Genomic DNA, 23,674 nt, shown 5'->3' on the forward strand with positions numbered 1-23,674 from the left:
AAGCGTACCGGCGCCCCCACTACCTCTCGAAGCGGTATCCCATGCCCGGTTCGGTGATGAAGTGCCGCGGATGCGAGGGGTCCGCCTCGAGTTTGCGGCGCAGCTGCGCCATGTAGACGCGCAGGTAGTTCGTCTCCGTGCCGTACGAGGGCCCCCAGACCTCCTGGAGCAGCTGCTTCTGGCTGACGAGCTTGCCGCCGTTGCGGACCAGCACCTCCAGCAGGTGCCACTCGGTGGGCGTGAGCCGTACGTCGCGCCCCTCGCGTACGGCCTTCTTGGCGGCCAGGTCCACGGTGAAGGCCTCGGTCTGGACCACCACCTCGTCCTCGCCGGTGCCGGCGGCCGGCTCGGCCCGGCGGACGGCGGCGCGCAACCGGGCCATCAGCTCGTCCATGCCGAACGGCTTGGTGACGTAGTCGTCGGCGCCCGCGTCCAGCGCCTCGACCTTCTCGTCGGAGCTGTGCCGGGCGGACAGCACGAGGATCGGCACCCGGGTCCAGCCGCGCAGCCCCTTGATCACCTCGACGCCGTCCATGTCCGGCAGTCCGAGGTCGAGGACGACCACGTCGGGGTGGCGGGCCGCCGCGAGTTCCAGGGCGCCCGCACCGTCGGTGGCCGCGTCTACCTCGTACTTGCGTGCCTTCAGATTGATCACGAGGGCTCGGACGATCTGCGGCTCGTCTTCCACCACGAGCACCCGGGTCATCGAGGTCCTGCCTTCTGTCGCGTCCGATCACGTTCGTGATCACGTTCCACCATGTCTGCCGGGGCGTCCGCGGAGGCCGGTGTCCCGTCCCGGGCGGCCGCGCGCAGGGTGAGCACCATGGTCAGCCCGCCGCCGGGAGTGTCCTCGGCCGTCAGCGTGCCGTCCATGGCCTCGGCGAAGCCCCGGGCGACGGCGAGACCGAGTCCGACCCCGGACCCGCGCGGGGCGTCCCCGTACCGCTGGAAGGGCGCGAAGATCCGGTCCTTGGCCTCCTCGGGCACGCCGGGCCCCCGGTCGACGACCCGCACCTCGACCCGGTCGCCGAGGAAGCTGGCCGCCACCAGCACCCGCTCCCCCTCCGGGCTGTACTTCACGGCGTTCTCCACCACGTTGGCCACGGCCCGTTCCAGCAGCCCCGGGTCCACCGCCACCATCGGCAGCGTCTCCGGCACGTCCAGCACCACGCTGTCCTCCGGTACGCCGCCCAGCGCCATCGGGGCCACCTCGTCGAGGTCGATCTCCCGGATCAGCGGGGTGACGGTGCCGGTCTGCAGCCGGGACATGTCGAGCAGGTTGCCCACCAGGTGGTCGAGGCGGTCGGCGCCGCCCTCGATCCCTTCGAGGAGCTCGGCCCGGTCCTCCTCGGACCATTCCACGTCGTCGGAGCGCAAGGAGCTGACGGACGCCTTGATCGAGGCCAGCGGCGTACGCAGGTCATGGCTGACGGCGGCGAGCAGCGCGGTCCGGATCCGGTTGCCCTCGGCCAGCCGGCGGGCCTCCTCGGCCTCCCCGACCAGCCGCTGCCGGTCCAGTACCACCGCGGCCTGTGCGGCGAAGGCGCCGAGCACCCGGCGGTCCTCGGCGGGCAGCACCCGCCCGGACAGCGCCAGCGCCATGTGGTCCCCGATGGGCATGTCCACATCTGCGTCCTCGGGCCGGGCGGCGGGGTTCGGGCCGACGCTGCCCGCCCGCTTCCAGGGCTCGGTGTCGCCAGCCCGCTCCAGCAGGGCCACGGACTCCATGGCGAAGGTCTCGCGCACCCGCTCCAGCAACGCGTTCAGCGTGGTCTCTCCGCGGAGCACGCTCCCGGCGAGGAAGGACAGGATCTCGGACTCGGCGCGCAGCCGCGCAGCCTGGTGCGTGCGCCGGGCGGCCACTCCGACCACCGAGGCCACCGAGACGGCCACCCCGAAGAAGACGGCCACGGCGACGATGTTCTTCGGGCCGGCGATGGTCCACAGGTGCAGGGGCGGTACGAAGAAGTAGTTCAGCAGCAGTGAGCCCAGGGCGGCCGAGGCGAGGGCCGGCCAGAGCCCGCCCAGCAGCGCGGAGGCCACCGTCAGCCCCAGGAAGATCAGCATGTCGTTGGCGAGCCCGAGGTCCGCGTCGACGTGCGTGAGCAGCAGGCACAGGAGCACCGGGAAAACCACGCCCACCACCCAGCCGGCGACGGTCCGGGGTCGCCCGAGCCGGGTCGCCGAGCGGACCACGGGCAGACCGCGCCCCTTGGCCACCTCGTCGTGGGTGACGATGTGGACGTCGAGGTCGGGTCCCGAGTCGCGGGCCACGGTGGCGCCGACGCCGGGGCCGAAGACGTACTGCCAGGAGCGGCGGCGGCTGGAGCCGAGCACGATCTGGGTGGCGTTGACCCCGCGCGCGAAGGCGAGCAGCGCGTCGGGGATGTTGTCGCCGATCACGTGGTGAAACGTTCCGCCTAGGTCCTCGACCAGGGTCCGCTGGACCGCGAGTTCCTTCGGCGAGGCGGCCGTCAGGCCGTCGCTGCGGGCGATGTAGACGGCCAGGATCTCGCTGCCCGAGCCCTTGGCGGCCATCCGGGCGGCGCGCCGGATGAGCGTGCGCCCTTCCGGGCCGCCGGTGAGCCCGACGACGATCCGCTCCCGTGCCTGCCATGTGGAGCGGATGCCGTGTTCGCCCCGGTACTGCTGGAGGTACTCGTCTGCCCGGTCGGCCACCCACAGCAGCGCGAGCTCGCGCAGCGCGGTCAGGTTGCCGGGGCGGAAGTAGTTGGCCAGGGCCGCGTCGACCTTGTCGGACTTGTATATGTTCCCGTGTGCCATCCGCCGGCGCAGCGCCTGCGGGGACATGTCGACGAGCTCGATCTGGTCGGCCCGCCGGACCACCTCGTCCGGTACGGTCTCCCGCTGCCGCACTCCGGTGATCGACTCGACCACGTCCCCGAGCGACTCCAGGTGCTGGATGTTGACGGTCGACACCACGTCGATGCCGGCCCGCAGCAGCTCCTCGACGTCCTGCCAGCGCTTGGCGTTGCGCGAGCCGGGCACATTGGTGTGCGCGAGCTCGTCCACGAGGGCGATCGCGGGTCTGCGGGCGAGGAGCGCGTCCACGTCCATCTCGGTGAAGACGGCGCCGCGGTACGTCAGCTCCTCGCGCCCCACCTGTTCCAGGCCGTACAGCATGACCTCGGTACGCGGCCGCCCGTGGTGCTCGACGAAGCCGACGACGCAGTCGGTGCCCCGCTCCGACCGGCGGTGGCCCTCGGAGAGCATCGCGTAGGTCTTGCCCACACCGGGCGCCGCGCCGAGATAGATCCTGAGCCTGCCGCGTCCCATGCGCCCATTCTCGGGGACGTCCGGCCGCTCCACGTGCGGATGAGGGCCCCGGCGCCCATTCCTGACGGATCCCTGACGCCTCTGCCGGCGCGTGCACCGGCTCGCGGACCGTCACGGGCGCGAAAAGGCCGGGGCCCGAAGGAAGGCCGGTGAGCCCCACCCCGAAGGAAGGCCGTCCGCCCAAGGAAAGGCCGGTGGGCCCCACCCCGAAGGAGTGGGGCCCACCGGCCGAAAACGCACGTCTGCCCCCGCGCGCGGGGGTGACACCGGGGTCAGCGGACCTCGGTGATCTCCGGGCCGCGCTCCAGCTGGCCCATGCCGCCGCCGAAGCGGGAGCCTTCCTGCTCCTCCGTCTGCACGCCGTCCGGCACCATCTGGGCGTCGTTCGGCAGCTTCAGGACGATCGGGTCGCGCGGGGCCATCGGGCCGTCGCCGCGGACCACGACGGTGTCGCGGAGGATCTGCTCGAGGACACCCGCCGACTCGGGGCGCACGGCGCCCTGGCCGGAGATGACACCGCGCAGGAACCAGCGCGGACCGTCGACGCCGACGAAGCGGACCAGCTGTGCGCCGGTCTGCCCGTCCGGGAGCGGTACGGGCACCTGCGCGCGCAGCTCCCAGCCCAGCGGCCCCTCGACCTCGTCGATGATGCCGCCCTGCTGGGTGATGCCCGAGGCGATCTCCTCGCGGACCTCGCCCCAGATGCCTTCCTTGCGGGGCGCGGCGAAGGCCTGCAGCTGTACGGCACTGTCGCCCAGGACGACGGTCGCGGCGACGATCGCGTCACCGGCGACCTCGACCCGCAGCTCCATGCCCTCGACACCGGGTACGAGGATGCCGCCGAGGTCGACCCGGCCGTCGGCCGGGTTGCCGAGCACCTCGGAGATGTCCCAGGGGCCGTCGGGCCGCGGGGCCGGAGGCAGGTTCACCCGGCGCGGCTGGGCGTCGAGTTCCTCGGCACCGTCGTCCTCGCCGGAGTCCAGACCGGACACGCGGCCATCGACCTGCTCGGCCGCGCCGCCGTCCTTGGCGGAGTCGTTCTTCTTGCGACGTCCGAACACGTCACTGTCCTTCCCGGTCGGTTACGACCGAAGCGTAGCCATTCCCACCCTGCTGACCAGCGCCGGATCCGGCCACGGCCGCATGACCGCCGGTGGAGCCGAAACCCCCCTCGGCCCGGGCCGAGCCGGGAAGTTCCGCCACCTCGTGGAAGCGCACCTTCTCGACCCGCTGGACAACCAGCTGGGCAATGCGGTCGAAACGCTCGAACCGGACGCTCTCGCGAGGGTCGAGATTGACCACGATCACCTTGATCTCCCCACGGTACCCGGCATCCACCGTCCCCGGGGCATTCACGAGCGCGAGCCCGCAGCGGGCGGCCAGGCCGGACCGCGGGTGCACGAACGCGGCGTACCCGTCGGGCAGGGCGATGGACACCCCGGTGGGCAGCACGGCCCGCTCGCCGGGTGCCAGCTCGGCGGCCTGGGTGGTCACCAGGTCGCAGCCGGCGTCGCCGGGGTGACCGTAGGCGGGGAGGGGCACCTCGGGGTCGACGCGGCGGATCAGCACGTCGACAGGTGCGTGGTTGCTCTGGGACATCAGGGGTTCACCTCGAAAGCGCGTGCGCGCCTGACCTGGTCCGGGTCGGCCATCGCCGCCCGGATCTCCTCGGGCCGTCCGTTGTCGATGAAGTGGTCGACCTTCACCTCGATGAAGAGGGCGTCGGCGCGCACGGCGACCGGGCCCTCCGGGCCGCCTATCCGGCCGACCGCCGTGGAGTAGATCTTCCGCCCGGCGACCGCGGTGACCTCGGCCTCCAGGTACAGCACGGTGTCCACCGGCACGGGCCGTACGAAGTCGGTCTCCAGCCGCCCCGTCACGGCGATGACGCGCAGCAGCCAGTTCAGCGAGCCGAGCGTCTCGTCGAGCGCGGTGGCCAGCAGTCCGCCGTGCGCGAGGCCGGGGGCTCCCTGGTGCGCGGGCTTGACGGTGAACTCGGCGGTGACGCGCACGCCCTCGCCCGCACGGGCCTCCAGGTGGAGTCCGTGCGGCTGGCCCTCGCCGCAGCCGAAGCAGTGCTCGTAGTGCGCACCGAGGAGCTCGCCGGGTGCCGGGGCATCGGGGTGCCGCACCGGCGCGGCCGCGTCGGCCGGGGGCGTCAACGCTGTGTTTCGTCCACTCACAGCCGCAGACCTTACCCGCGCGGCTACCCACCGGTCGCCCCGTGGCAGGCTTGACCACATGCAGCTCTCCCCCGCGCACCACGACGAACGTCTGACCGCCCCCCGCTCGTGGTGGGCCATCGCCGTACTGATCGGGCTTTCGTGCGCGCTGATGCTGCTGCCGCTGGGCACGCTGCCGCTGCTGGCGGGTCTGGTCGGGGGCACCGCGCTGGCGGGGCTGCTGGTGAGTTCGTACGGCTCCGCGCGCGTGCGCGTGGTGAACGGCGCGCTGGCGGCGGGGGACGCCCGGATCCCTGTGACGGCCCTGGGGGAGCCGGAGATCCTGGACGCCGAGGAGTCGCGCGCCTGGCGCACGCACAAGGCCGACACGCGCGCCTTCATGCTGATGCGGAGCTACGTACCGACCGCGGTCCGCGTCGAGGTCACCGACCCGGCAGACCCGACCCCTTACGTCTACGTCTCGACGCGCGAGCCGCAGGCTCTGGTCGCGGCGATCCGCGCCGCCCGTACGCAGACGAGCTGAGCCTCAGCGTTTACCGCGGGGGTCCGGGCCGCCTGTACGCAGACGAGCTGAGCCTCAGCGTTTACCGCGGGGGTCCGGGCCCTCAGGGCTTCCATCGCGTGAGCCGGGACCCTCGAGGGCGGCCCTGGTGGCCTCGGGAAGGGGCTGGACGGGCTGTTCCAGCGGCGGCAACGCCGAAAGGGCATCCCATGCCACCGCCCTGCTCCGCAGGTCGTTACGGACCTTCTCGGCGACTTTCCGTGTGTCGCGGCGGTTCATCACCGCTCCGACGGCCGCGCCGACCATGAAGGGCATCAGGTTGGGGAGGTTGCGGAACGTCCGCTTCATGATCTGCTGGCGCAGTTCGCGCTTCATCTGGCCGCCGAGCGCCGCGTTCAGCGTCGTGGGCTTCGTCAGGTCGACGCCGCGCTCCTCGGTCCACGAGGTCAGGTAGGCGAAGCTGCGCTCGCTGAGGGTGCCGGGCGCGCGCCGGCCGTAGACCTCATGGAGTTCCGCGATGAGCTTCAGCTCGATCGCCGCGACGGCGGTGACCTCCGCGGCCAGCTCCGCCACCATGGCGGGCGGTACGGGCAGCATGGCGGCCGCTCCGACACCCGCGCCGACGGTGGACGTGGCGTTGGCGGCGCCGAGGATCAGCTTGTCGGCAAGCTGATCGGGGCCGAGGCCGGGGAACTGCGCGCGCAGGGTCGCGAGGTCGCGAACCGGAACGCGCGGTGCGTTCTCGATGATCCGGTCGGTGATGTACAGGGCGGCGCTCCTGACACCTTCGCCGCCCTTGCGTACACCGTGGCGTACACCGCTCTTGACGGCTTGCAGCCGACGAGTCCCGGACCGGTGCCGGGCCTCCTCGTCGGTCTGTGTGGCCGACGGCACCGCTGGGGCGATGTCGGAGGGCACGATGGCGGTCCCTGTGGCGGAGCCGCCGGGGGCTCCAGGACCCGTCTCCGGGTCCGTGGTTCCCGCCTGCGTCTCCGCCGGGTCGCCAGCTTTCCGGAAGCGGCGCTTCCGGAAAGGTGTCGAGCCAGCCACGGCCGACGCCTCTCAGTCGCAGTCGCGACAGATCGGCTGGCCGTTCTTCTCACGTGCCAGCTGGCTGCGGTGGTGCACCAGGAAGCAGCTCATGCAGGTGAACTCGTCGGCCTGCTTGGGCAGGACCCGGACGGCCAGCTCCTCGTTGGAGAGGTCCGCACCGGGAAGCTCCAGGCTCTCGGCCGAGTCGAACTCGTCCATGTCGACGGACGAGGACGACTTCTCGTTACGTCGGGCCTTCAGCTCTTCAATGCTGTCGTTGTCGACGTCGTCGTCTGTCTTGCGTGGGGTGTCGTAGTCCGTTGCCATTTGTTCGCTCTCCCCCTCTGGGTGTTAGCGGTGTCTCAGCGCACGTAACGCACGAGAGGCCGGACTTGTGCCCGACCTGAGGCGGAGATTTTGCCTCACATCAAGGTCTGTTACTCAATCGACACCCAGCCGAACGCCTTGAGGACGATTGGCTGGGATGACGACCGGGACCGTACACGGTCCGGGGGCCGTCTTGCACAAACGCCACCCCGTGTATTTCCCGCCATTAGGGGAGCCGGAAACCCGGACTTCCCGGGCGTTCCGGCCGCTACGGGGTCACAGAACGCACATGGCCAGACACTGGGCCATGTGATCGATCACACAGACCCAGTTGCTTTCACAGGGCAAGTATTCAGCCAAAAGCGAACGTCAGGGTGACGAACTCACAAGGGAAGAGTGACACGCATCACGAGGCCACCGCCTTCCCTGGGGATCGCCTGGATCCTTCCGCCGTGTGCGCGCGCCACGGAGCGCGCGATGGAGAGGCCGAGCCCGACACCCTTGTCGCTGCCCGTTCGCTCCGTACGGAGCCGCCTGAACGGCTCGAACAGGTTGTCCACCTCGTACGCGGGAACCACCGGACCCGTGTTCGACACCACGAGGACCGCCTCGCCGTGCTGGACCTCGGTGGTGACCTCCACCCAGCCGCCCTCCGGCACGTTGTACCGGAGGGCGTTCTGCACCAGGTTCAGGGCGATCCGCTCCAGCAGCACGCCGTTGCCCTGGACGACGGCCGGCGCGCGCTCGCCGCGGATCTCCACGCCCTTCGCCTCGGCCTCCCCGCGCGCCTGGTCGAGGGCGCGCGAGGCGACCTCCGCCAGGTCCACGGGCTTGCGCTCGACGATCTGGTTCTCACTGCGCGCCAGCAGCAGCAGGCCCTCGACCAGCTGCTCGCTGCGCTCGTTGGTGGCGAGCAGGGTCTTCCCGAGCTGCTGGAGCTCGACCGGAGCGCCGGGATCGGAGAGGTGCACCTCCAGCAGGGTCCGGTTGATCGCGAGGGGGGTCCGCAGCTCGTGCGAGGCGTTCGCGACGAACCTCTGCTGGGCCGTGAAGGCCCGCTCCAGCCGGTCGAGCATCTCGTCGAAGGTGTCGGCGAGCTCCTTGAGCTCGTCGTCCGGCCCGTCCAGCTCGATCCGCCGGGTCAGGTCGGAGCCGACCACCCGGCGGGCGGTCCGGGTGATCTTGCCCAGCGGCGACAGCACCCGCCCGGCCATCGCGTAACCGAAGGCGAAGGCGATGATGCTCAGGCCCAGGAGGGCCATCAAGGACCTGCTCAGCAGGTCGTCCAGCGCGTGCCTGCGCTGTTCGAGGATGCACGCGTTGATCGCGGCATTGAACTGATCGTGCGTCTGGCCCGTACCACCCACGCCGGGGCAGGAACTGGTGACCTGGATGTCCGCCCCGCCGACGATCTTGAACGGCAGTCCGTTGCCTTCGCGCAGTGCCTGCGCGGCCAGCAAGTAGATGATCGACAGCAGCAGAATGCCGGCGATGAGGAACATCCCGCCGTACAGCAGCGTGAGGCGTATCCGGATCGTCGGCCGCAGCCAAGGAAAGGGACCCTCGGGCTGCCCGGGGTCCCAGGTCGGTTTCGGAGGCGCCGCGGGCGGCGCCGGAGTCGCTGCCACCGGCGTCAGATCCGATATCCGGAACCGGGCACGGTCACGATGACGGGCGGCTCGCCCAGCTTGCGGCGCAAGGTCATGACGGTCACCCGCACCACGTTGGTGAAGGGGTCGGTGTTCTCGTCCCAGGCCTTCTCCAGGAGCTGCTCGGCGGACACCACGGTCCCCTCGCTGCGCATGAGGACCTCCAGCACCGCGAACTCCTTGGGCGCCAGCTGCACCTCCCTGCCCTCGCGGAACACCTCACGCCGGTTCGGGTCCAGCTTGATGCCGGCCCGCTCCAGCACGGGCGGCAGCGCGACCGTGGTGCGCCGCCCGAGCGCTCGTACGCGGGCGGTCAGCTCGGTGAAGGCGAAGGGTTTGGGCAGGTAGTCGTCCGCCCCTAGTTCCAGCCCCTCCACGCGGTCGCTGACGTCCCCGGAGGCGGTCAGCATGAGCACGCGGGTGGGCATGCCGAGCTCGACGATCTTCCGGCAGACGTCGTCGCCGTGCACGAGCGGGAGGTCCCGGTCGAGCACGACCACGTCGTAGTCGTTGACTCCGACGCGCTCCAGGGCGGCGGCGCCGTCGTACACGACGTCCACGGCCATGGCCTCCCGGCGCAGCCCGGTGGCCACCGCATCGGCGAGCAGCTGCTCGTCCTCGACGACGAGTACGCGCACGTCGTTTCCTTCCTCAGGGCCCGGCAGGGCACACGTGTGTTGCGGCGTCCATCCTGCCCGTTTCGGCCGTAAACCGGCTGTAAGGCGCCGCTCACGGGGGGCGGACGGGACGGAAGTGAGGATTCCCTCGCCTCACGAGGTTTCTGGGCCCAGGGTGCCGGGGAGGACGTCACCACACCCCATCCACTCCCTGACGGCGGACTGCCACGTGCCGCCGCCGACCCACGAAGAGGGGGCGAACCCACCATGGACGCATTCACCGCGGGTCTCCTGCAGCGCATCAGGGCCACGCAGTCGGACCTCAGGATGGCCCGCGAGTCGGGCGACGACTTCCTCGCGGAAGTGGAACAGGCGGAGCTGGAAGACCTCCAGCGCCTCGCCGCCGAACACGGGGTCCCCGTGTCCGTCAGCGCCGCCTGACCCCTGATCCCGAACCCCGGTCGCCACCCCTGGCAGCCGGGGTTCCGTCATGCCGTGCCACGACAGCGCCGCCGCACCTACCAGCCCCGCCGGCGGGGGAGCAGCGGGGCCGGGCGCAGCCCCGGTCTTCCGGCCCCGCCGACGCGTGAGGCGCGGGGTCCTCGGCGGAGCCCCGGGAGGGCGGCCCGCAGGGTCAGTCGTGCCAGGCCCCGGCCTCGTCCAGCAGCGGCTGCAGCGAGGCGAACACGGCCGGAGTGGCGGCAAGGGCCAGCTCCCCCGAGGCCCGCTCACCGGGCCGCCCCCCGGTCACGGCCCCCGCCTCCCGGGCGATCAGCTCACCGGCCGCCAGGTCCCACGGGTTCAGCCCGCGCTCGTAGTACCCGTCCAACCGCCCGGCAGCCACATCGCACAGGTCGAGCGCCGCCGATCCGCCCCGCCGGATGTCCCGTACCAGGGGGATGATCCGCGCCACGACCTCGGCCTGGTGGGCCCGCCGGGTCTGGATGTATGCGAAGCCCGTCCCGAGCAGCGCCTGGTCCAGCGGCGCAGCCCCCCGGCAGGCGAGCCGCGCCGTACCGAGCCACGCCCCGCCGCCGAGCACCGCGTGGTAGGTCTCCCCGCGCATCGGCGCCGTCACGACGCCCACCACGGTCTCGCCCCGGTACTCGGCCGCGATGGACACGCCCCAGCTCGGCAGCCCGTACAGATAGTTCACGGTCCCGTCCAGCGGGTCGACGACCCACCGCACGCCGCTCGTCCCCGGAGTGTCCGCGCCCTCCTCGCCCAGCAGCCCGTCCGCGGGCCGCCGCTCGGCGAGGACGCCAGTGATCAGCTTCTCCGCCGCGATGTCCATCTCGGTCACGACGTCGATCGGGCTGCTCTTCGTCGCGGCCACCGCCAGATCGGCCGGCCTGCCGTCGCGCAGCAGCGCCCCGGCCTGCCGGGCGGCCTCCAGGCCCACGTCCAGCAGTTCGGCCTTCAGCTCTTCGGAAATCACGGTCCACTCCTCAGCGGGGATACGGCTTCAGGGGGTGTACGGCCTCAGCGGGTGTACGGGCTGTCAGCCCCCGCGGCGGCCGGCCGGGGTGCCCGCGCCGGGCAGCAGCCCACGGCGCACAGGTCATGGCTCGCGCCCAGCAGCCCCAGCGCGCACCGCTCGACGGGCTCGCCCCGTTCGGCCGCGGCCCGCTCCAGCACGAGTTCGCGCACGGCCGCGGCGAACCGCGGATCGGCCCCGACCGTGGCCGACCGGGCGACCGGCAGCCCCAGCTCCGCCGCCTTGGCCGTCGCCTCCGTGTCGAGGTCGTACATGACCTCCATGTGGTCCGAGACGAAGCCGATCGGCACCATCACCGCCGCCGGGGCCGCCGCCTCGTGGAGCGCCTCCAGGTGGTCGCAGATGTCCGGCTCCAGCCACGGGATGTGCGGGGCCCCGCTGCGCGACTGGTAGACGAGCTCCCAGGGCCGCTCGGTGCCCGTCTCCGCGCGCACCGCGTCCGCGATCACCTTGGCGACGTCCAGGTGCTGCTTGACGTAGGCCCCGCCCTCGCCGTGCTCCGTGTGTTCCTCGACCGGTCCCGAGGTGTCGGCGGCGGCGGTCGGGATGGAGTGCGTGGTGAAGACCAGGTGCGCCCCTGCGCGTACCTCCGGCGGCAGCGCCGCCAGCGAGGCGAGCACCCCGTCGATCATCGGCTGCACGAAGCCGGGGTGGTTGAAGTAGTGGCGCAGCTTGTCCACGCGGGGCAGCTCCGGGACGCCTTCCGCGGCGAGCGTCGCCAGCGCGTCGGCGAGGTTTTCGCGGTACTGCCGGCAGCCCGAGTACGAGGCGTACGCGCTGGTCGCGAGCACGGCGATGCGGCGGCGCCCGTCGGCGGCCATCGCGCGCAGCACGTCGGTCAGGTACGGGTCCCAGTTCCGGTTGCCCCAGTAGACCGGCAGGTCCAGCCCGTGTTCGGCGAAGTCCTTGCGCAGCGCGTCCAGCAGTGCGCGGTTCTGCGCGTTGATCGGGCTGACCCCACCGAAGCCGAAGTAGTGCTGTCCGACCTCCTTGAGCCGCTCGCGCGGGATGCCGCGCCCGCGCGTGACGTTCTCCAGGAACGGCACGACGTCGTCGGGTCCCTCGGGGCCTCCGAAGGAGAGCAGCAGGAGGGCGTCGTACGGGGCGGCGGGTCCGCCGGCGGGCGGGAGGGGCTGGTCTGACATGGATCGAATCCTGCCACCCGGCCTCCGCGCGCGGGAACCGGCCCGGCCGGGGCCCGACCATCGACACAGGTAAGGTGACCCTAAGTTCCCCTGTCCGGAACCTTTCCCCGTGCGGGTGCCTGGTCGGCAGTCGTAACCTGTACGAGCCGATGTCGTCCCTTACGGAGGGCCCTTGCCCAGTCCCTACCGCGCCATCTTCGCGGCCCCCGGAACCAAGGGGTTCAGCGCCGCCGGCCTCATAGGCCGGCTCCCGATCTCCATGGTCGGGGTCGGCATCCTCACGATGATCTCCGAGATCACCGGCCGCTACGCGATGGCCAGCGCACTCACGGGCACCCTTGCCCTGGCCGCCGCGGTCATCGGCCCCCAGGTCTCACGACTGGTGGACCAGTACGGCCAGCGGCGGGTCCTGCGCCCCGCGACGGCGGTCTCGGTGGCCTCGGTGGCCGCGCTCCTGGTGGCCGCCGCCAACGGGTGGCCGGACTGGACCCTCTTCGTCTTCGCCGCGATCGCGGGCTGCGTACCGAGCGTGGGCTCGATGGTCCGCGCCCGATGGACCGTGATCTACCACGACTCCCCCCGCGAGCTGCACACCGCGTACTCCTTCGAGTCCGTGATCGACGAGGTCTGCTTCATCTTCGGCCCGATCATCGCCATCGTCCTGTCCACCACCTGGTTCCCCGAGGCCGGCCCGCTGATCGCCGCCCTCTGCCTGTTCGCCGGCGTCTGGCTGCTCACCGCCCAGCGCGCCACCGAACCCGCGCCGCACCCGCGCGACGAACACACGGCCCGCACCTCGGCCCTGCGCTCCCCCGGCCTCCAGGTACTGACGGCCACCTTCGTGGCCACCGGCGCGATCTTCGGCTCCATCGACGTGTCCACCCTGGCCTTCGCCGAGGAACAGGGCCACAAGTCGTACGCCAGCTACATCCTGGCCATCTGGGCCCTTGGGTCCTGTATCGCCGGAATCGTCTTCGGCCTGCTCCATCTCAAGGGCCGGACCGAACGCAGGTGGGTACTGGGCATATGTGCGATGGCCGTGAGTATGATCCCCCTCCTACTGGCCGGGAACTTGCCGTTTCTGGCCGTGGCGCTCTTCGTCTCGGGCCTCGCCATCGCTCCCACGATGATCACCACGATGGCCCTGATCGAGGCGCACGTACCACGCGCGAAGCTGACCGAGGGCATGACCTGGATCAGCACCGGCCTCGCCGTCGGCGTCGCGATCGGCTCCTCCGTGACCGGCCTGGTCATCGACGTGGCCGGCGCGCAGCGCGGGTACGTCGTCTCCATCGCGTCGGGGATGGCCGCGGCGGCGGTGGCGTTCGCGGGTTACCGCCGGCTGACGAGGCCGGCGCAAGGGGAGGAGCCAGCTACCGATGGGGACGGCGACAGCAGGGAAGAACAGCCAGACCGCGTGGCGTAACTGGGCGGGCAACGTGTCCGCCCGGCCCACCCGCGTGGTGAACCCGGCCTCGGTCGGGGAGCTCCAGGAGGCGGTCCGCCGGGCCGCCGAACAGGGACTGCGGGTGAAAGCGGTCGGCACCGGCCACTCCTTCACCGCGGCCGCCGCGACCGACGGCGTGCTCGTACGCCCGCAAGCGCTGGCCGGGATCACCTCGATCGACCGCGTCGCCGGCACCGTCACGGTGGCCGCGGGCACGGTCCTCAAGGACCTGAACGTGGCCCTGGCCCGGGAAGGGCTGTCGCTCACGAACATGGGCGACATCATGGAGCAGACGGTCTCCGGCGCCACCAGCACGGGCACCCACGGCACCGGCCGCGACTCGGCCTCCATCGCCGCCCAGATCCGCGGCCTGGAACTGGTGACCGCGGACGGCCGGCTGCTGCCGTGCTCCGAGAAGGAGAATCCCGAGGTCTTCGCGGCGGCCCGGCTGGGCATCGGCGCGCTGGGCATCGTCACCTCGATCACCTTCGCCGTGGAGCCGCTCTTCTTCCTGACCGCCCGTGAGGAGCCCATGGGCTTCGACCGGGTGACGGCCGAGTTCGACCAGCACGTCGCGGAGAACGAGCACTTCGAGTTCTACTGGTTCCCGCACACCGGCAACTGCAACACCAAGCGGAACAACCGCAGCCAGGGCCCCGCCGCCCCGCCCGGACCGGTGAGCGCGTGGATCGAGGACGAGCTGCTGTCCAACGGCGTCTTCCAGGCGGCCAACTCGCTGGGCCGCGCGGTCCCCGCCACCATTCCCGCCATCGCCCGCGTCGCCAGCCGCGCCCTGTCGGCGCGCACCTACACGGACATCCCGTACAAGGTGTTCACGAGTCCGCGCCGGGTGCGGTTCGTGGAGATGGAGTACGCACTCCCGCGCGAGCACGTGGTCGAGGCGTTGCGGGAGCTGCGCGCGATGGTCGACCGCTCCGGGATGCGGATCAGTTTCCCGGTCGAGGTGCGCACGGCCCCCGCGGACGACATCACGCTGTCGACGGCGTCGGACCGCGAGACGGCGTACATCGCGGTGCACATGTACCGGGGCACCCCGTACCAGGCCTACTTCACTGCGGCCGAGCGCATCTTCACCGCGCACGGCGGGCGGCCGCACTGGGGCAAGGTGCACACGCGGGACGCGGAGTACTTCGCGCGGGTCTACCCGCGGTTCGCCGAGTTCACCGCGCTCCGCGACCGGCTGGACCCGGACCGGGTGTTCGGCAACGACTACCTGCGGCGCGTGCTGGGCGAGTGAGTTCAGCGGGCACTCTGCCCCTGTCCGGCCGGCGTCGAGGTGCCCGGGCCGGGAGTGCGGCTCGGGGTGGGCGTCGGGGTGGGCGTCGGTGTGTGCTGCGACGGGGAGGGACCGGGCCTGGGGCCGCCGGAGTCCGAGGTGCTCGGATCGGAGCCCGGGCCCCGGCCGCCACCGCCGTGCGCTTCCAGCCCCGTACCCGGGTTCCGTGCACGGTGGCCGCGCCGAACTCCCCGCCGGCGCCGCACCCGTCGGACTCCCCGCCGGCACCGAACTCCTCGGAGGGCGCGAACTCCCCGTGAGGCCCGGGGGGCGCGGCCTCGCCGGGGCGCGGTACCCGGCGGCCCTTGGGGTGGGAGGTCTCGCGCAGCTGGTCGCCGGTGCGCCGGAAGAAGTGCTGGATGACGGGTCCGCCGGCGGTGGCGGCGACGCCGACCACACCGGCGCCCAGGACGGTCCCGTACAGCCCATCTTCGAGGCGAGCAGGGCCGCCGCGATCGTGGCGAGGGAGCTGCCGGCCACCTGAGCCGCGCTCAGGTCGAGCTTCCTCTTCTCAGGTTCGGCGTCGTGCGCCGCCTTCTGACCCATCGCCATCCCCTGTGTGTCCTGCCCCTCCCGCCCCGGAAGCCTTCAGGAGTTACCGACACCCGAGCGAAACAGAAAGTTCCGTTTCTGCAGATTCTGTGAAGCAAGACACCCGGAAACGGACATGGGTGCATGTGGGGGCCGTCAGAGGGCATGCCAACTCACGCCGCCCGGGAGAAGTTCGGCGGCGCGGCGGTCCACCCAGGTGGCCCGAATGGAGTACTGTGACGAGCCCTGGGGTCGTCCTTCCTTACGGATGTCCGGACTCGGGAGAGGGGGCCGATTGATGGAAAACGGCACTCAAAGACCGGTGATGCCGCGGTATCGCACGGGTTCCTGCTGCGCACAGTAATCGCTCGGTCACTGTGTGTGCCCAACAGGTAACCGTGCCATAACGGCGATCAAGGGCGCATGCCCGACACGCCGGTTTAACTCGGCAAGGTTGTGGCAGGCTGCACCCGGGCAGGCCACACTCGACTAGCGGAAGCAGCGACGCACGTGACGTCGGCAGGCACCACCCGGGAGGTCCCCATGCCCGAACTGCGTGTCGTGGCCGTCTCAAATGACGGCACACGACTGGTGCTCAAGGCTGGGGACAGCACGGAGTACACGCTTCCGATCGACGAGCGGCTGCGGGCTGCCGTGCGCAACGACCGCGCGCGCCTGAACCAGATCGAGATCGAGGTCGAGAGCCACCTCCGCCCCCGCGACATCCAGGCCCGCATACGAGCCGGTGCCTCCGCTGAGGAGGTCGCTCAACTCGCCGGCATCCCCGTCGACCGCGTACGCCGCTTCGAGGGCCCGGTGCTCGCCGAGCGCGCGTTCATGGCCGAGCGCGCCCGCAAGACCCCCGTACGCCGCCCCGGTGAGAACACCGGACCCCAGCTCGGCGAGGCCGTGCAGGAGCGGCTGACCCTGCGCGGGGCCGAGAAGGAGTCCGTCCAGTGGGACTCCTGGCGCCGCGACGACGGCACCTGGGAGGTCCTGCTCGTCTACCGCGTCGCCGGTGAGCCGCACTCGGCGAGCTGGACGTACGACCCGCCGCGCCGGCTGGTCGTGGCCGTGGACGACGAGGCCCGCTCGCTGATCGGCGAGTCCGACGACCTGCCTGCCACGCCGGAGCCGAGCTTCCCCTTCGTGCCGAGGATCGCGCGGCTGCCGCGCGACCGGCCGCTGGACCGCGCCCTCGACCGCCAGTTGGAGCGGCCGACCGCCCCCCAGCCGGATCCGGAGGAGGAACGGGACACCCTGACCAGCCTGCTGGAGGCGGTCCCGAGCTTCCGCGGCGACATGGTGGTCCCGGACCGCACCGAACCTCCCGTAGAGGAAGCCGAGGCGGAGGAACCGCCGGCCCCGGCCGCCTCGGCGGGCGCCGGTGCCGCGTACGCCGATGTCCTGATGCCCCGCACGGTGGCCGGCCACCGCGACCGGCTGACGGGCACCACCGACCGGCAGGCCGAGGCCGACGGGGTCCGCCCCGGGCGCCGCGCCGCGGTGCCCAGCTGGGACGAGATCGTCTTCGGCACCCGCCGCAAGAAGCAGGAATAGCGCCGCCGCCCGACAGGCTCCGGTAGCCCCGGCGGCGGCGCCTCCGGGGCTGCTCGGGAGCGGGCGGGTGGCCTTCGGGGGCTACTCGGGGTGCGGACCCGTGGCCACCGGACGGGTCGGGTCCGACGACCACTCCGACCAACTGCCCGCGTAGAGGTCGGAGGCGATCCCCGCCACCTCCAGCGCGAGCACCTCGTGCGCACCGGAGACCCCCGACCCGCAGTACACCCCCACCGGGGCGCCGCCCGAGGCACCGAGGGCGGCGAAACGCGCCCGCAGGGCGTCAGCCGGCAGGAAACGGCCGTCCGCATCCACGTTCTCCGTGGTCGGGGCCGAGACGGCGCCCGGGATGTGGCCGCCGACCGGATCGATCGGCTCGACCTCCCCGCGGTACCGCTCGCCCGCACGCGCGTCCAGCAAGACGCCTGCACGCGCCCGCGCGGCCGCTCCGTCCGCGTCGAGCAGCCCGACAGCTCCCGGAGTTGGCTTGAAATCGCCCTCCGCCGGAGTCACCCGGTCGGCCGTCACGTCACCCCCTTCTGACGTCCACCTAGCCAGGCCACCGTCCAGTACCCGCACGTCCGTGTGACCCGTCCAGCGCAACAGCCACCAGGCCCGGGCAGCCGCCCAGCCCTGACCGCCGTCGTACACGACCACCGGCACGTCCGCACAGACGCCGGCCCGCCGCATCACCGCTCCGAAGGCCTCCGGGTCCGGCAGCGGGTGCCGCCCGCCCGACCCCGCCGGACCTGCCAGTTCGCTGTCGAGGTCGATGTACACCGCGCCGGGGAGGTGCCCGGCCTCGTACGCGGGGCGCTGGTCGGGGCCGCCCAGCTGCCAGCGGACGTCCAGCAGCACCGGCGGCCGGGAACCGGCCAGCTCGCTCGCCAGTTCGGCGGCGGAGAGGATCGTCGATTTCGTAGTCATGCGGCCCATCTTCCTCCCCTCCCGGCGCCCCCGTAACAAGCCCGTCACCAGTGGGGCGCACCGATCCGGTCATCTCTGCCCCGGGCCCCTGCGACCCGGCCCGGTCGGGGCGCGCCGAGCCCCCCGGAGTGGAAGCATCAGCACCGGTAAGCGGCACGACGGAGGAGACGGCTGACATGACCGAGGCAGCGGAAGCAACCCGGCGCACGCCCGGCACCCCGTGCTGGGTGAGCCTCATGGTGCACGGCCTGGGTACCACCGAGGACTTCTACGCCGACCTGTTCGGCTGGGAGTACGTACCTGGCCCGGGGCAACTCGGTCCGTACGTACGGGCCCTGCTGGACGGCCGCGAGGTGGCCGGCATCGGCGAGATGCCGCCGGACCGGCATCTTCCGGTCGCCTGGACCACGTACCTCGCCACGGACGACGCCGACTCCACGGCGGAGACGATCCGCGCGTGCGGCGGCACGGTCGCGGTGGGCCCGCTGGACGCCGGCATCGCGGGGCGGGTGGCGATCTGCTCCGACCCGCTGGGCGCGATCTTCGGGCTGTGGCAGGCGCAGACCCACATGGGCACCCGGCTGCACGGCGCGCCGGGCACACCGGTCTGGAACGAGCTGGTCACCCAGGACACCTCGGCGGTCGGCAAGTTCTACGAGCACGTCTTCGGCCACGAGGCGCAGACGCACTCCACCGCCTCCGACGACTTCGACTACCTGACGCTGCACCTGGAGGGCCGCCCGGTGGCCGCCGTGCACGGCGTCGGCCGCTCGCTGCCGCACGACCGGGGCCCGCACTGGATGACGTACTTCGAGGTCGAGGACACCGACGCGGCCGCCATGCGGGTCAGCGACCTGGGCGGGCGGATCCTGCAGCCGCCCCGCGAGGGGATCAACGGCCGGGTGGCCACCGTCGCGGACCCGGAGGGCGCCGTCTTCACCCTCGTACGGTCGCGGACCCGCGACTGACCTGGGCCCTCGCGCAGGCCTGTGACGGGCCGCCGCCGTCCGGCTCGCCCTGGTACCGGGCCCGGCCTCGACTCGGACGCCCGCGCGGCTTCCCGTTCTGTGATCTGCTGGAGATGTCGCCGGAGCCGTCCCGGCTGTCCGCGGTGTACCACCGCGATCGATGCGGCACGGGTACGCGTGGCGGCCCGGGCAGCTCGCGTTGTTGGGAGGCCCATGCCACACCTGCCCTCGGTCCCGCCGGCGCCCACGCGGCCCGGGGTTCTGCTGCCCGCGCGTGACCTGGCGGTCGCCTGGTTCCTGATGCTGCTGCCGGCCGCCCTGGCGTGGGTGTTCACCGTGCGGCTGTCCCGCCACACGGGGATGGAGTCCGGCACCATGGGCCTGGCGTTCCCCCTCTTCCTGCTGCTGTGGGTGGTCATGATGGCAGCGATGATGCTGCCCTCGGTGGCACCGGTGGCCATCACGTGGGTGCGCGGCATCAACCGCCGCACGGCGGGCCCTGCCCGCGCGGTCCGGGTCACCGCGTTCGTCGGCGGCTATCTCCTCGCCTGGACCGCGTTCGGGCTGCTCGCGTACGCCTCCCTGGCCGCGGCCGGGCACCTGGTGGACGGCGATCCAGGGACGGGCCGCTGGATCGGCGCCGCCGTGTTCCTCCTCGCGGCGGCGCAGCAGTTCGGGCCGCTGAAGCGGAGCTGCTTGCGGCACTGCCGCAACCCGATGTTCGCGCTGCACCAGTACGCGCGACTGCGGCCCTGGGCGAAGGACCTGCGGGTGGGTGCGCACCACGGGCTCTACTGCGTCGGCTGCTGCTGGGGACTCATGACCGTCCTGATCCCGCTCGGTGTGATGAACGTGGCCGCGATGGCGGGACTGGCCGCCGTGATCTTCCTGGAGAAACTCTGGCGGCAGGGGCCCTGGCTGGCCTGGGCCGTCGGCTTCGCGTTCCTCGTCATGGCCGTACTCGCCCCCTTCCAGGACTGGCTGCTGCCCGGCCTGACCACATCCGGTACGCCGATGGACCGGATGTCCGGCTGAACCTTCTCCGTGATCAAGACCCGAGCCTGTGAACAACGCGTGGTCATCACGAATCAGCGGCCGGTGCCTCCGTGGACGACGGCCTCGTCGCTGTCGGAGTCGAGGCCGAAGGCCGTGTGCACGGCGCGGACGGCCTCGTTGACGTCATCCTGGCGGGTGACGACCGAGATGCGGGTCTCGGGCGTCGAGATGAGTTCGATGGTGACACCCGCGTCGGTCAGCGCGTCGAAGAAGCCGGCCATGACGCCCGGGTTGATCTTCATCCCGCCGCCGACCAGGGATATCTTGGCGATCTGGTCGTCGTAGCGCAGGGACTCGAAGCCGTGACGGACTTCTGCTTCTCCAGGGCGTCGATGGCTTTGTGGCCCTCGGCCTTGGGGAGGGGTGAAGGAGACGGTGGTGTCCGAGCCGCCCCGGCCGAGGGTGGTGATGTCCTTGGAGTCCGCGGACACGCCCTGGAAGCCGGCGACGATGGCGATGTTGCCCTCGTCCAGCGCGGTGCGGATACGGCCCGGCGTGACATCGATGATGCGCGCCTTGTTGTGGACCGAGTCGGTGATCACGCCAGCCTGGCTACCGGTGAACGACTGGGCCTCGTGGCCCAGGTTTTTGATCGCCATGGCCAGCAGGGCCATGGAGATCCGCTCTCCGGCGGTCAGCAGCATGTCGAATTCGCGTCCGGCAGGCATCGGGGACACCTGCTCGGCGAGATCGATCAGCTCGTCCGTCGTGTCGCCCATCGCGGATACCACGACGACCACCTGGTGGCCGTTCTTCTTGGCATCCACGATCCGCTTGGCGACGCGCTTGATGCCCTCGGCATCGGCTACGGAGGAGCCTCCGTACTTCTGCACGACGAGGCCCACGTGCGCTCATGCCGGTTCGTGTCTACCGGGCTGGGCCAGGGCAGCGGTCATGACGTCCATTACGTAGCTCCTTGAGTGGTCAGTGCCGAAAGTGAAACCCGAGGCCGGCGTCCATCGCGCGCGGCGGGTGTTCCAGGCCGACGACGTCGGAGTGTTCGCTCGACCGCGTGGCCAGTCGTGGCACCTACGTCGTCCAGTGGTGCGAGTTCGGCGATGTCGTACCCGACGACAGCCTGGTTGTCCCCCGTGCCCCAAGGGCAGGCGACGCGCCTGGACGATCACGTTCGACACCTCGGCGGCTACCTACGCCGTCGCGGTCGGTGCGGATCGCCGCAGTGCAGGCGCGAGTTGGTGATCAGGGGCGTTGCTCCCGCGCCGGACGAGGTCTTCGGCCGAGGCGACTGCCCCTGCTGTCTCAGCGGTGCGGGTGTCCCGGCCCTGACCGCTCACACCGCGCGCTCTCACTCTCCTCGGGAGTCGCGGATCGCGTTCACCAGTCCGGTGACGAGATGCGCCCGCTCCGCCATCGCGTCGACCACCAGATACTCGTGGTCGGCGTGAGCACCGCCGCCGACCGCTCCCAGGCCGTCGAGCGTAGGCACCCCCAACGCGCCCGTGAAGTTGCCGTCGCTGCCGCCACCGACCGCCTCGCCCTCGATACCCGGCAGCAGTCGCTGAGCCATCTCGAACAACTCCGCCGAGGCCGACTCCGGCATCGGGGGCCGGCCCACAGCCCCCCGAACCACGATCTCTGCCTCGTCCAGGTGCGGAGCCAGTGCCGCCAACGCCGACTCGATGCGCTCCTTCTCCCGAGCCGACTCGACCCGGACATCAACCAACACCGTCGCCTCCGCCGGAACGACGTTGTCCGAGGTTCCCGCCGATGCCACTGTCGGCGTCACCGTCGTCCCGATCTCCGGCCGGCTCAGCGCCGCGATGTCCAGCACCTGGTACGCCGCCTCGACCAATGCGTTCACCCCCGCCTCCGGCTCCAACCCCGCATGCGAGGCGCGCCCCTTGATGAACACCTCGAACGTGCCGCACCCCTTGCGCCCCGTCTTCAAGCCCCCGCCATCGGCCGAGCCCTCGAACACCAGCACTGCGCCGCAGGCACGAGCCCGCTCCTCGATCAGAGCCCGGGAGGAACCGGAACCGACCTCCTCGTCGGCGGTCACCAGAACCTCCACACCCGATCGGTCATCCAGCGCCGCCAGGCCGTGAATTGCCTGAACCAGACCACCGAGCATGTCGAAGACTCCGGGGCCCGTCGCATGCCCGCCCTCCACCCGGAAGGGGCGGCGCTCCAGGGTGCCCAGCGGAAAGACCGTGTCATGGTGACCGAGGATCAGCACCCGAGGATCACCTCCGCCCGACCAGTGCACATGCGGCCCGGCCTGGCTCTCCACCAGGACGGCCTGCCCACCCAGCCGGCTCTCGATGACCGCCGCCACGGCGCGGGCCGACGCGTTCAAGGCGTCGAGGTCACGCGACGGGGACTCGACCTGAACGAGCGTACGCAAGTCCTCGAGCATCGCGTCAACACTCACATCAGTGCTCTGGTACATCCTCATGTCCTCAAGATACGGGGCACGCCCTTCGCAAAGGCTGCCCCCCGAACCGGTCGGCTCCCGACCGGCAGGGATCGCACACGCCGCCGTCCCGCCCGGCGCGACCCGGGCGGGACGGCGGGCCGCCGGAATCTCAGAAGCCGGCTTCCGCGACAACACGCGCAGAGCTCTCCAGCGCGGTCAGGAAGTGGCCGTCGGTCTCCGGTGTCTGCGGCAGCGACAACGTGACGAAGCCGCTCTTGCCGATGTAGACGCCCCTCTCCAGCATCTCGTGGAACAGGAGTTCCACCGGCCGCTTGTCCATACCAGCCAGATCCGAAGCACGGTTGGTGGGGGCATCGGTGGGATGGATGCCCATGAGGGACCCCCAGCCGGTGGCCTGGAAACCGTGCTCCCGCAGCAGGGCGTCAGCGCGCTTGCGCAGGCTCTCGCCGCGCTCGAACAGCGCGTCGAGGTTCGACCGCGTCAGCACGGTGCTGAGCATGGCGAGCTGGCCGCCATGGAGAACCGGTTGTTGTTGAAGGTGCCCGAAACTATGGGCGGCGACGGAGGACGCGGCAGCCTCGCTCGGCCTCGCCGACTACGGGCTCCGTGAGGACGCCCTGGCCGACCTCACCGTCGTCGAGGGGGTGTCGGCGGCGCACGCAGTCGTCGAACACGCGCCGCGTCACCGGGTGTTCAAGGCAGGCCGAGCCACCTTGGGCCAGGCCGTCAGCTCTTCCTAGCCTCAAGTCCGAGCTGTCCCGGAAAGCTCACCATCCCGGAAACGGCCGCGGAACGGGCAGAGGGTTACGGAAGTCCGTGGTGATGCCGAACGCGAGACGTCCAGGCCGAGGTCGTCCACGACCCGGTCGATCTGCTCCGGGGCCACGCACTGCGCCTCGTCCATGATCACGTAATCCGCCTTGACGCCCTGGCCGCCGCGCGACGAGGTACGCGTACAGGTCCATGCCCTCCGGCGCCTCGATCGCCTCCGTCACCAAGCCGAGGCGGGAGGACAGCTTGCCCTCGCCCGCCCGGTCGTCCCGCGTGAAGATCACACCCTGGAGCCCGCGCGCGTCGCGGTTGTGGGCGATCTGGAGCGCCGGTCTTCTTACTTGACCATCCACCAACTCATGCCGGGTCACTCTCGAGAGCGGGCGGCCGTACCTGGTGAGGCGGCAGGCCACACAGAGTGCGGGGCGGGGTGTCTGGGTGTCCGGTTGGCGGTCACGAGATCACGGCG

At 71.4% G+C, this 23,674-nt stretch carries 22 protein-coding genes and 2 pseudogenes; 8 read left to right on the forward strand and 16 right to left on the reverse strand.

Annotated features, from left to right (window positions below; all coding sequences use genetic code 11):
• Positions 1 to 19 precede the first annotated feature (19 nt).
• From AB0D48_RS05040 to AB0D48_RS05060, 5 genes are all read right to left on the reverse strand, one after another.
• Positions 20 to 706 (reverse strand): response regulator, encoded by a 687-nt coding sequence (locus tag AB0D48_RS05040; RefSeq protein WP_362390875.1) that lies wholly within the window; start codon positions 704 to 706, stop codon positions 20 to 22.
• The gene (locus AB0D48_RS05045) at positions 703 to 3,297 is read right to left on the reverse strand and encodes a sensor histidine kinase KdpD (protein ID WP_362390877.1); all 2,595 of its coding nucleotides are present in this window, start codon (positions 3,295 to 3,297) and stop codon (positions 703 to 705) included. The genes AB0D48_RS05040 and AB0D48_RS05045 overlap by 4 nt, the downstream gene beginning before the upstream one ends.
• Positions 3,298 to 3,569: 272 nt before the next feature.
• Complete coding sequence (locus AB0D48_RS05050) at positions 3,570 to 4,358, reverse strand: DUF3710 domain-containing protein (RefSeq protein WP_362390879.1); 789 nt, start codon at positions 4,356 to 4,358, stop codon at positions 3,570 to 3,572.
• A 1-nt stretch (position 4,359) separates the two neighbouring features.
• On the reverse strand, positions 4,360 to 4,896 hold the full coding sequence (gene dut / locus AB0D48_RS05055; RefSeq protein ID WP_362390881.1) for a dUTP diphosphatase: 537 nt from the start codon (positions 4,894 to 4,896) through the stop codon (positions 4,360 to 4,362).
• Entirely contained in the window at positions 4,896 to 5,480 is a 585-nt protein-coding gene (locus tag AB0D48_RS05060; protein WP_362390884.1) for a PaaI family thioesterase, read from the reverse strand. The genes dut and AB0D48_RS05060 overlap by 1 nt, the downstream gene beginning before the upstream one ends.
• A 58-nt stretch (positions 5,481 to 5,538) precedes the next feature.
• Between AB0D48_RS05060 and AB0D48_RS05065 the strand changes: the two genes are divergently transcribed.
• A complete protein-coding gene (locus AB0D48_RS05065) occupies positions 5,539 to 6,003 on the forward strand; it encodes a DUF3093 domain-containing protein (protein ID WP_362390886.1) in 465 nt (154 codons plus the stop codon).
• 54 nt (positions 6,004 to 6,057) lie between these two features.
• Here the strand turns inward: AB0D48_RS05065 and AB0D48_RS05070 are convergent, their stop codons facing one another.
• From AB0D48_RS05070 to AB0D48_RS05085, 4 genes are all read right to left on the reverse strand, one after another.
• Positions 6,058 to 7,032: a hypothetical protein gene (locus AB0D48_RS05070; protein ID WP_362390888.1), complete on the reverse strand. Its 975-nt coding sequence runs from the start codon at positions 7,030 to 7,032 to the stop codon at positions 6,058 to 6,060.
• 12 nt (positions 7,033 to 7,044) lie between these two features.
• On the reverse strand, positions 7,045 to 7,341 hold the full coding sequence (locus AB0D48_RS05075; RefSeq protein WP_030036261.1) for a DUF4193 domain-containing protein: 297 nt from the start codon (positions 7,339 to 7,341) through the stop codon (positions 7,045 to 7,047).
• Positions 7,342 to 7,724: 383 nt separating this feature from the next.
• Positions 7,725 to 8,969 carry an ATP-binding protein gene (locus tag AB0D48_RS05080; protein ID WP_362390890.1) on the reverse strand — a complete coding sequence of 415 codons (1,245 nt, stop codon included), beginning with the start codon at positions 8,967 to 8,969 and terminating at the stop codon, positions 7,725 to 7,727.
• A 5-nt stretch (positions 8,970 to 8,974) separates the two neighbouring features.
• Positions 8,975 to 9,628: a response regulator transcription factor gene (locus AB0D48_RS05085; protein ID WP_030036265.1), complete on the reverse strand. Its 654-nt coding sequence runs from the start codon at positions 9,626 to 9,628 to the stop codon at positions 8,975 to 8,977.
• A 246-nt stretch (positions 9,629 to 9,874) separates the two neighbouring features.
• Between AB0D48_RS05085 and AB0D48_RS05090 the strand changes: the two genes are divergently transcribed.
• The gene (locus AB0D48_RS05090; protein ID WP_328928077.1) at positions 9,875 to 10,048 is read left to right on the forward strand and encodes a hypothetical protein; all 174 of its coding nucleotides are present in this window, start codon (positions 9,875 to 9,877) and stop codon (positions 10,046 to 10,048) included.
• A 193-nt stretch (positions 10,049 to 10,241) separates the two neighbouring features.
• Here AB0D48_RS05090 and AB0D48_RS05095 read toward each other — a convergent pair whose 3' ends face one another.
• Both AB0D48_RS05095 and AB0D48_RS05100 read right to left on the reverse strand, forming a co-directional pair.
• Positions 10,242 to 11,042 (reverse strand): inositol monophosphatase family protein, encoded by an 801-nt coding sequence (locus AB0D48_RS05095; protein ID WP_362391113.1) that lies wholly within the window; start codon positions 11,040 to 11,042, stop codon positions 10,242 to 10,244.
• A 47-nt stretch (positions 11,043 to 11,089) separates the two neighbouring features.
• Positions 11,090 to 12,250: a ferrochelatase gene (locus tag AB0D48_RS05100; RefSeq protein ID WP_362390893.1), complete on the reverse strand. Its 1,161-nt coding sequence runs from the start codon at positions 12,248 to 12,250 to the stop codon at positions 11,090 to 11,092.
• Between the two features lie 172 nt (positions 12,251 to 12,422).
• On the opposite strand from AB0D48_RS05100, the gene AB0D48_RS05105 reads away from it, so the two are divergent.
• The 4 genes from AB0D48_RS05105 (at position 12,423) to sepH (ending at position 17,085) form a co-directional block, all read left to right on the forward strand.
• On the forward strand, positions 12,423 to 13,676 hold the full coding sequence (locus tag AB0D48_RS05105; protein WP_362390895.1) for an MFS transporter: 1,254 nt from the start codon (positions 12,423 to 12,425) through the stop codon (positions 13,674 to 13,676).
• Positions 13,630 to 14,955 carry a D-arabinono-1,4-lactone oxidase gene (locus AB0D48_RS05110; protein ID WP_362390897.1) on the forward strand — a complete coding sequence of 442 codons (1,326 nt, stop codon included), beginning with the start codon at positions 13,630 to 13,632 and terminating at the stop codon, positions 14,953 to 14,955. The genes AB0D48_RS05105 and AB0D48_RS05110 overlap by 47 nt, the downstream gene beginning before the upstream one ends.
• Before the next feature lie 205 nt (positions 14,956 to 15,160).
• Positions 15,161 to 15,478, forward strand: coding sequence for a hypothetical protein (locus AB0D48_RS05115; protein ID WP_362390899.1), 318 nt, complete (start codon positions 15,161 to 15,163; stop codon positions 15,476 to 15,478).
• Between the two features lie 557 nt (positions 15,479 to 16,035).
• Positions 16,036 to 17,085 (forward strand): septation protein SepH, encoded by a 1,050-nt coding sequence (gene sepH, locus AB0D48_RS05120; RefSeq protein ID WP_362390901.1) that lies wholly within the window; start codon positions 16,036 to 16,038, stop codon positions 17,083 to 17,085.
• A gap of 81 nt (positions 17,086 to 17,166) precedes the next feature.
• On the opposite strand, the gene AB0D48_RS05125 is transcribed toward sepH, so the two are convergent.
• Entirely contained in the window at positions 17,167 to 18,012 is an 846-nt protein-coding gene (locus tag AB0D48_RS05125; protein ID WP_362390903.1) for a sulfurtransferase, read from the reverse strand.
• 176 nt (positions 18,013 to 18,188) lie between these two features.
• Here AB0D48_RS05125 and AB0D48_RS05130 point away from each other — a divergent pair, with 176 nt between their 5' ends.
• Together AB0D48_RS05130 and AB0D48_RS05135 are read left to right on the forward strand one after the other, a co-directional pair.
• Positions 18,189 to 18,980 carry a VOC family protein gene (locus tag AB0D48_RS05130; protein ID WP_362390905.1) on the forward strand — a complete coding sequence of 264 codons (792 nt, stop codon included), beginning with the start codon at positions 18,189 to 18,191 and terminating at the stop codon, positions 18,978 to 18,980.
• 213 nt (positions 18,981 to 19,193) lie between these two features.
• A complete protein-coding gene (locus AB0D48_RS05135; protein ID WP_362390907.1) occupies positions 19,194 to 20,015 on the forward strand; it encodes a DUF2182 domain-containing protein in 822 nt (273 codons plus the stop codon).
• Between the two features lie 53 nt (positions 20,016 to 20,068).
• Here the strand turns inward: AB0D48_RS05135 and AB0D48_RS05140 are convergent.
• From AB0D48_RS05140 to AB0D48_RS05155, 4 genes and pseudogenes are all read right to left on the reverse strand, one after another.
• Positions 20,069 to 20,881 (reverse strand): annotated as a pseudogene (locus AB0D48_RS05140) (aspartate kinase).
• A 461-nt stretch (positions 20,882 to 21,342) separates the two neighbouring features.
• The gene (locus AB0D48_RS05145; RefSeq protein WP_362390909.1) at positions 21,343 to 22,452 is read right to left on the reverse strand and encodes a M20 family metallopeptidase; all 1,110 of its coding nucleotides are present in this window, start codon (positions 22,450 to 22,452) and stop codon (positions 21,343 to 21,345) included.
• Positions 22,453 to 22,582: 130 nt separating this feature from the next.
• A complete protein-coding gene (locus AB0D48_RS05150) occupies positions 22,583 to 22,933 on the reverse strand; it encodes a hypothetical protein (RefSeq protein ID WP_362390911.1) in 351 nt (116 codons plus the stop codon).
• A 307-nt stretch (positions 22,934 to 23,240) separates the two neighbouring features.
• Positions 23,241 to 23,576: pseudogene (locus tag AB0D48_RS05155) on the reverse strand (hypothetical protein); the annotation flags it as partial.
• Positions 23,577 to 23,674 lie beyond the last annotated feature (98 nt).

The organism is Streptomyces sp. NPDC048269, from assembly GCF_040652395.1.
Classification (GTDB): Bacteria; Actinomycetota; Actinomycetes; order Streptomycetales; family Streptomycetaceae; genus Streptomyces.

Bases quoted from the DNA above. Each gene is read 5' to 3' on its own strand.
- AB0D48_RS05040 (WP_362390875.1), bottom strand. From the start codon at position 706: ATGACCCGGGTGCTCGTGGTGGAAGACGAGCCGCAGATCGTCCGAGCC.
- AB0D48_RS05045 (WP_362390877.1), bottom strand. From the start codon at position 3,297: ATGGGACGCGGCAGGCTCAGGATCTATCTCGGCGCGGCGCCCGGTGTG.
- dut (WP_362390881.1), bottom strand. From the start codon at position 4,896: ATGTCCCAGAGCAACCACGCACCTGTCGACGTGCTGATCCGCCGCGTC.
- AB0D48_RS05065 (WP_362390886.1), top strand. From the start codon at position 5,539: ATGCAGCTCTCCCCCGCGCACCACGACGAACGTCTGACCGCCCCCCGC.
- AB0D48_RS05075 (WP_030036261.1), bottom strand. From the start codon at position 7,341: ATGGCAACGGACTACGACACCCCACGCAAGACAGACGACGACGTCGAC.
- AB0D48_RS05090 (WP_328928077.1), top strand. From the start codon at position 9,875: ATGGACGCATTCACCGCGGGTCTCCTGCAGCGCATCAGGGCCACGCAG.
- AB0D48_RS05100 (WP_362390893.1), bottom strand. From the start codon at position 12,250: ATGTCAGACCAGCCCCTCCCGCCCGCCGGCGGACCCGCCGCCCCGTAC.
- AB0D48_RS05110 (WP_362390897.1), top strand. From the start codon at position 13,630: ATGGGGACGGCGACAGCAGGGAAGAACAGCCAGACCGCGTGGCGTAAC.
- AB0D48_RS05125 (WP_362390903.1), bottom strand. From the start codon at position 18,012: ATGACTACGAAATCGACGATCCTCTCCGCCGCCGAACTGGCGAGCGAG.
- AB0D48_RS05130 (WP_362390905.1), top strand. From the start codon at position 18,189: ATGACCGAGGCAGCGGAAGCAACCCGGCGCACGCCCGGCACCCCGTGC.
- AB0D48_RS05135 (WP_362390907.1), top strand. From the start codon at position 19,194: ATGCCACACCTGCCCTCGGTCCCGCCGGCGCCCACGCGGCCCGGGGTT.
- AB0D48_RS05145 (WP_362390909.1), bottom strand. From the start codon at position 22,452: ATGAGGATGTACCAGAGCACTGATGTGAGTGTTGACGCGATGCTCGAG.
- AB0D48_RS05150 (WP_362390911.1), bottom strand. From the start codon at position 22,933: ATGCTCAGCACCGTGCTGACGCGGTCGAACCTCGACGCGCTGTTCGAG.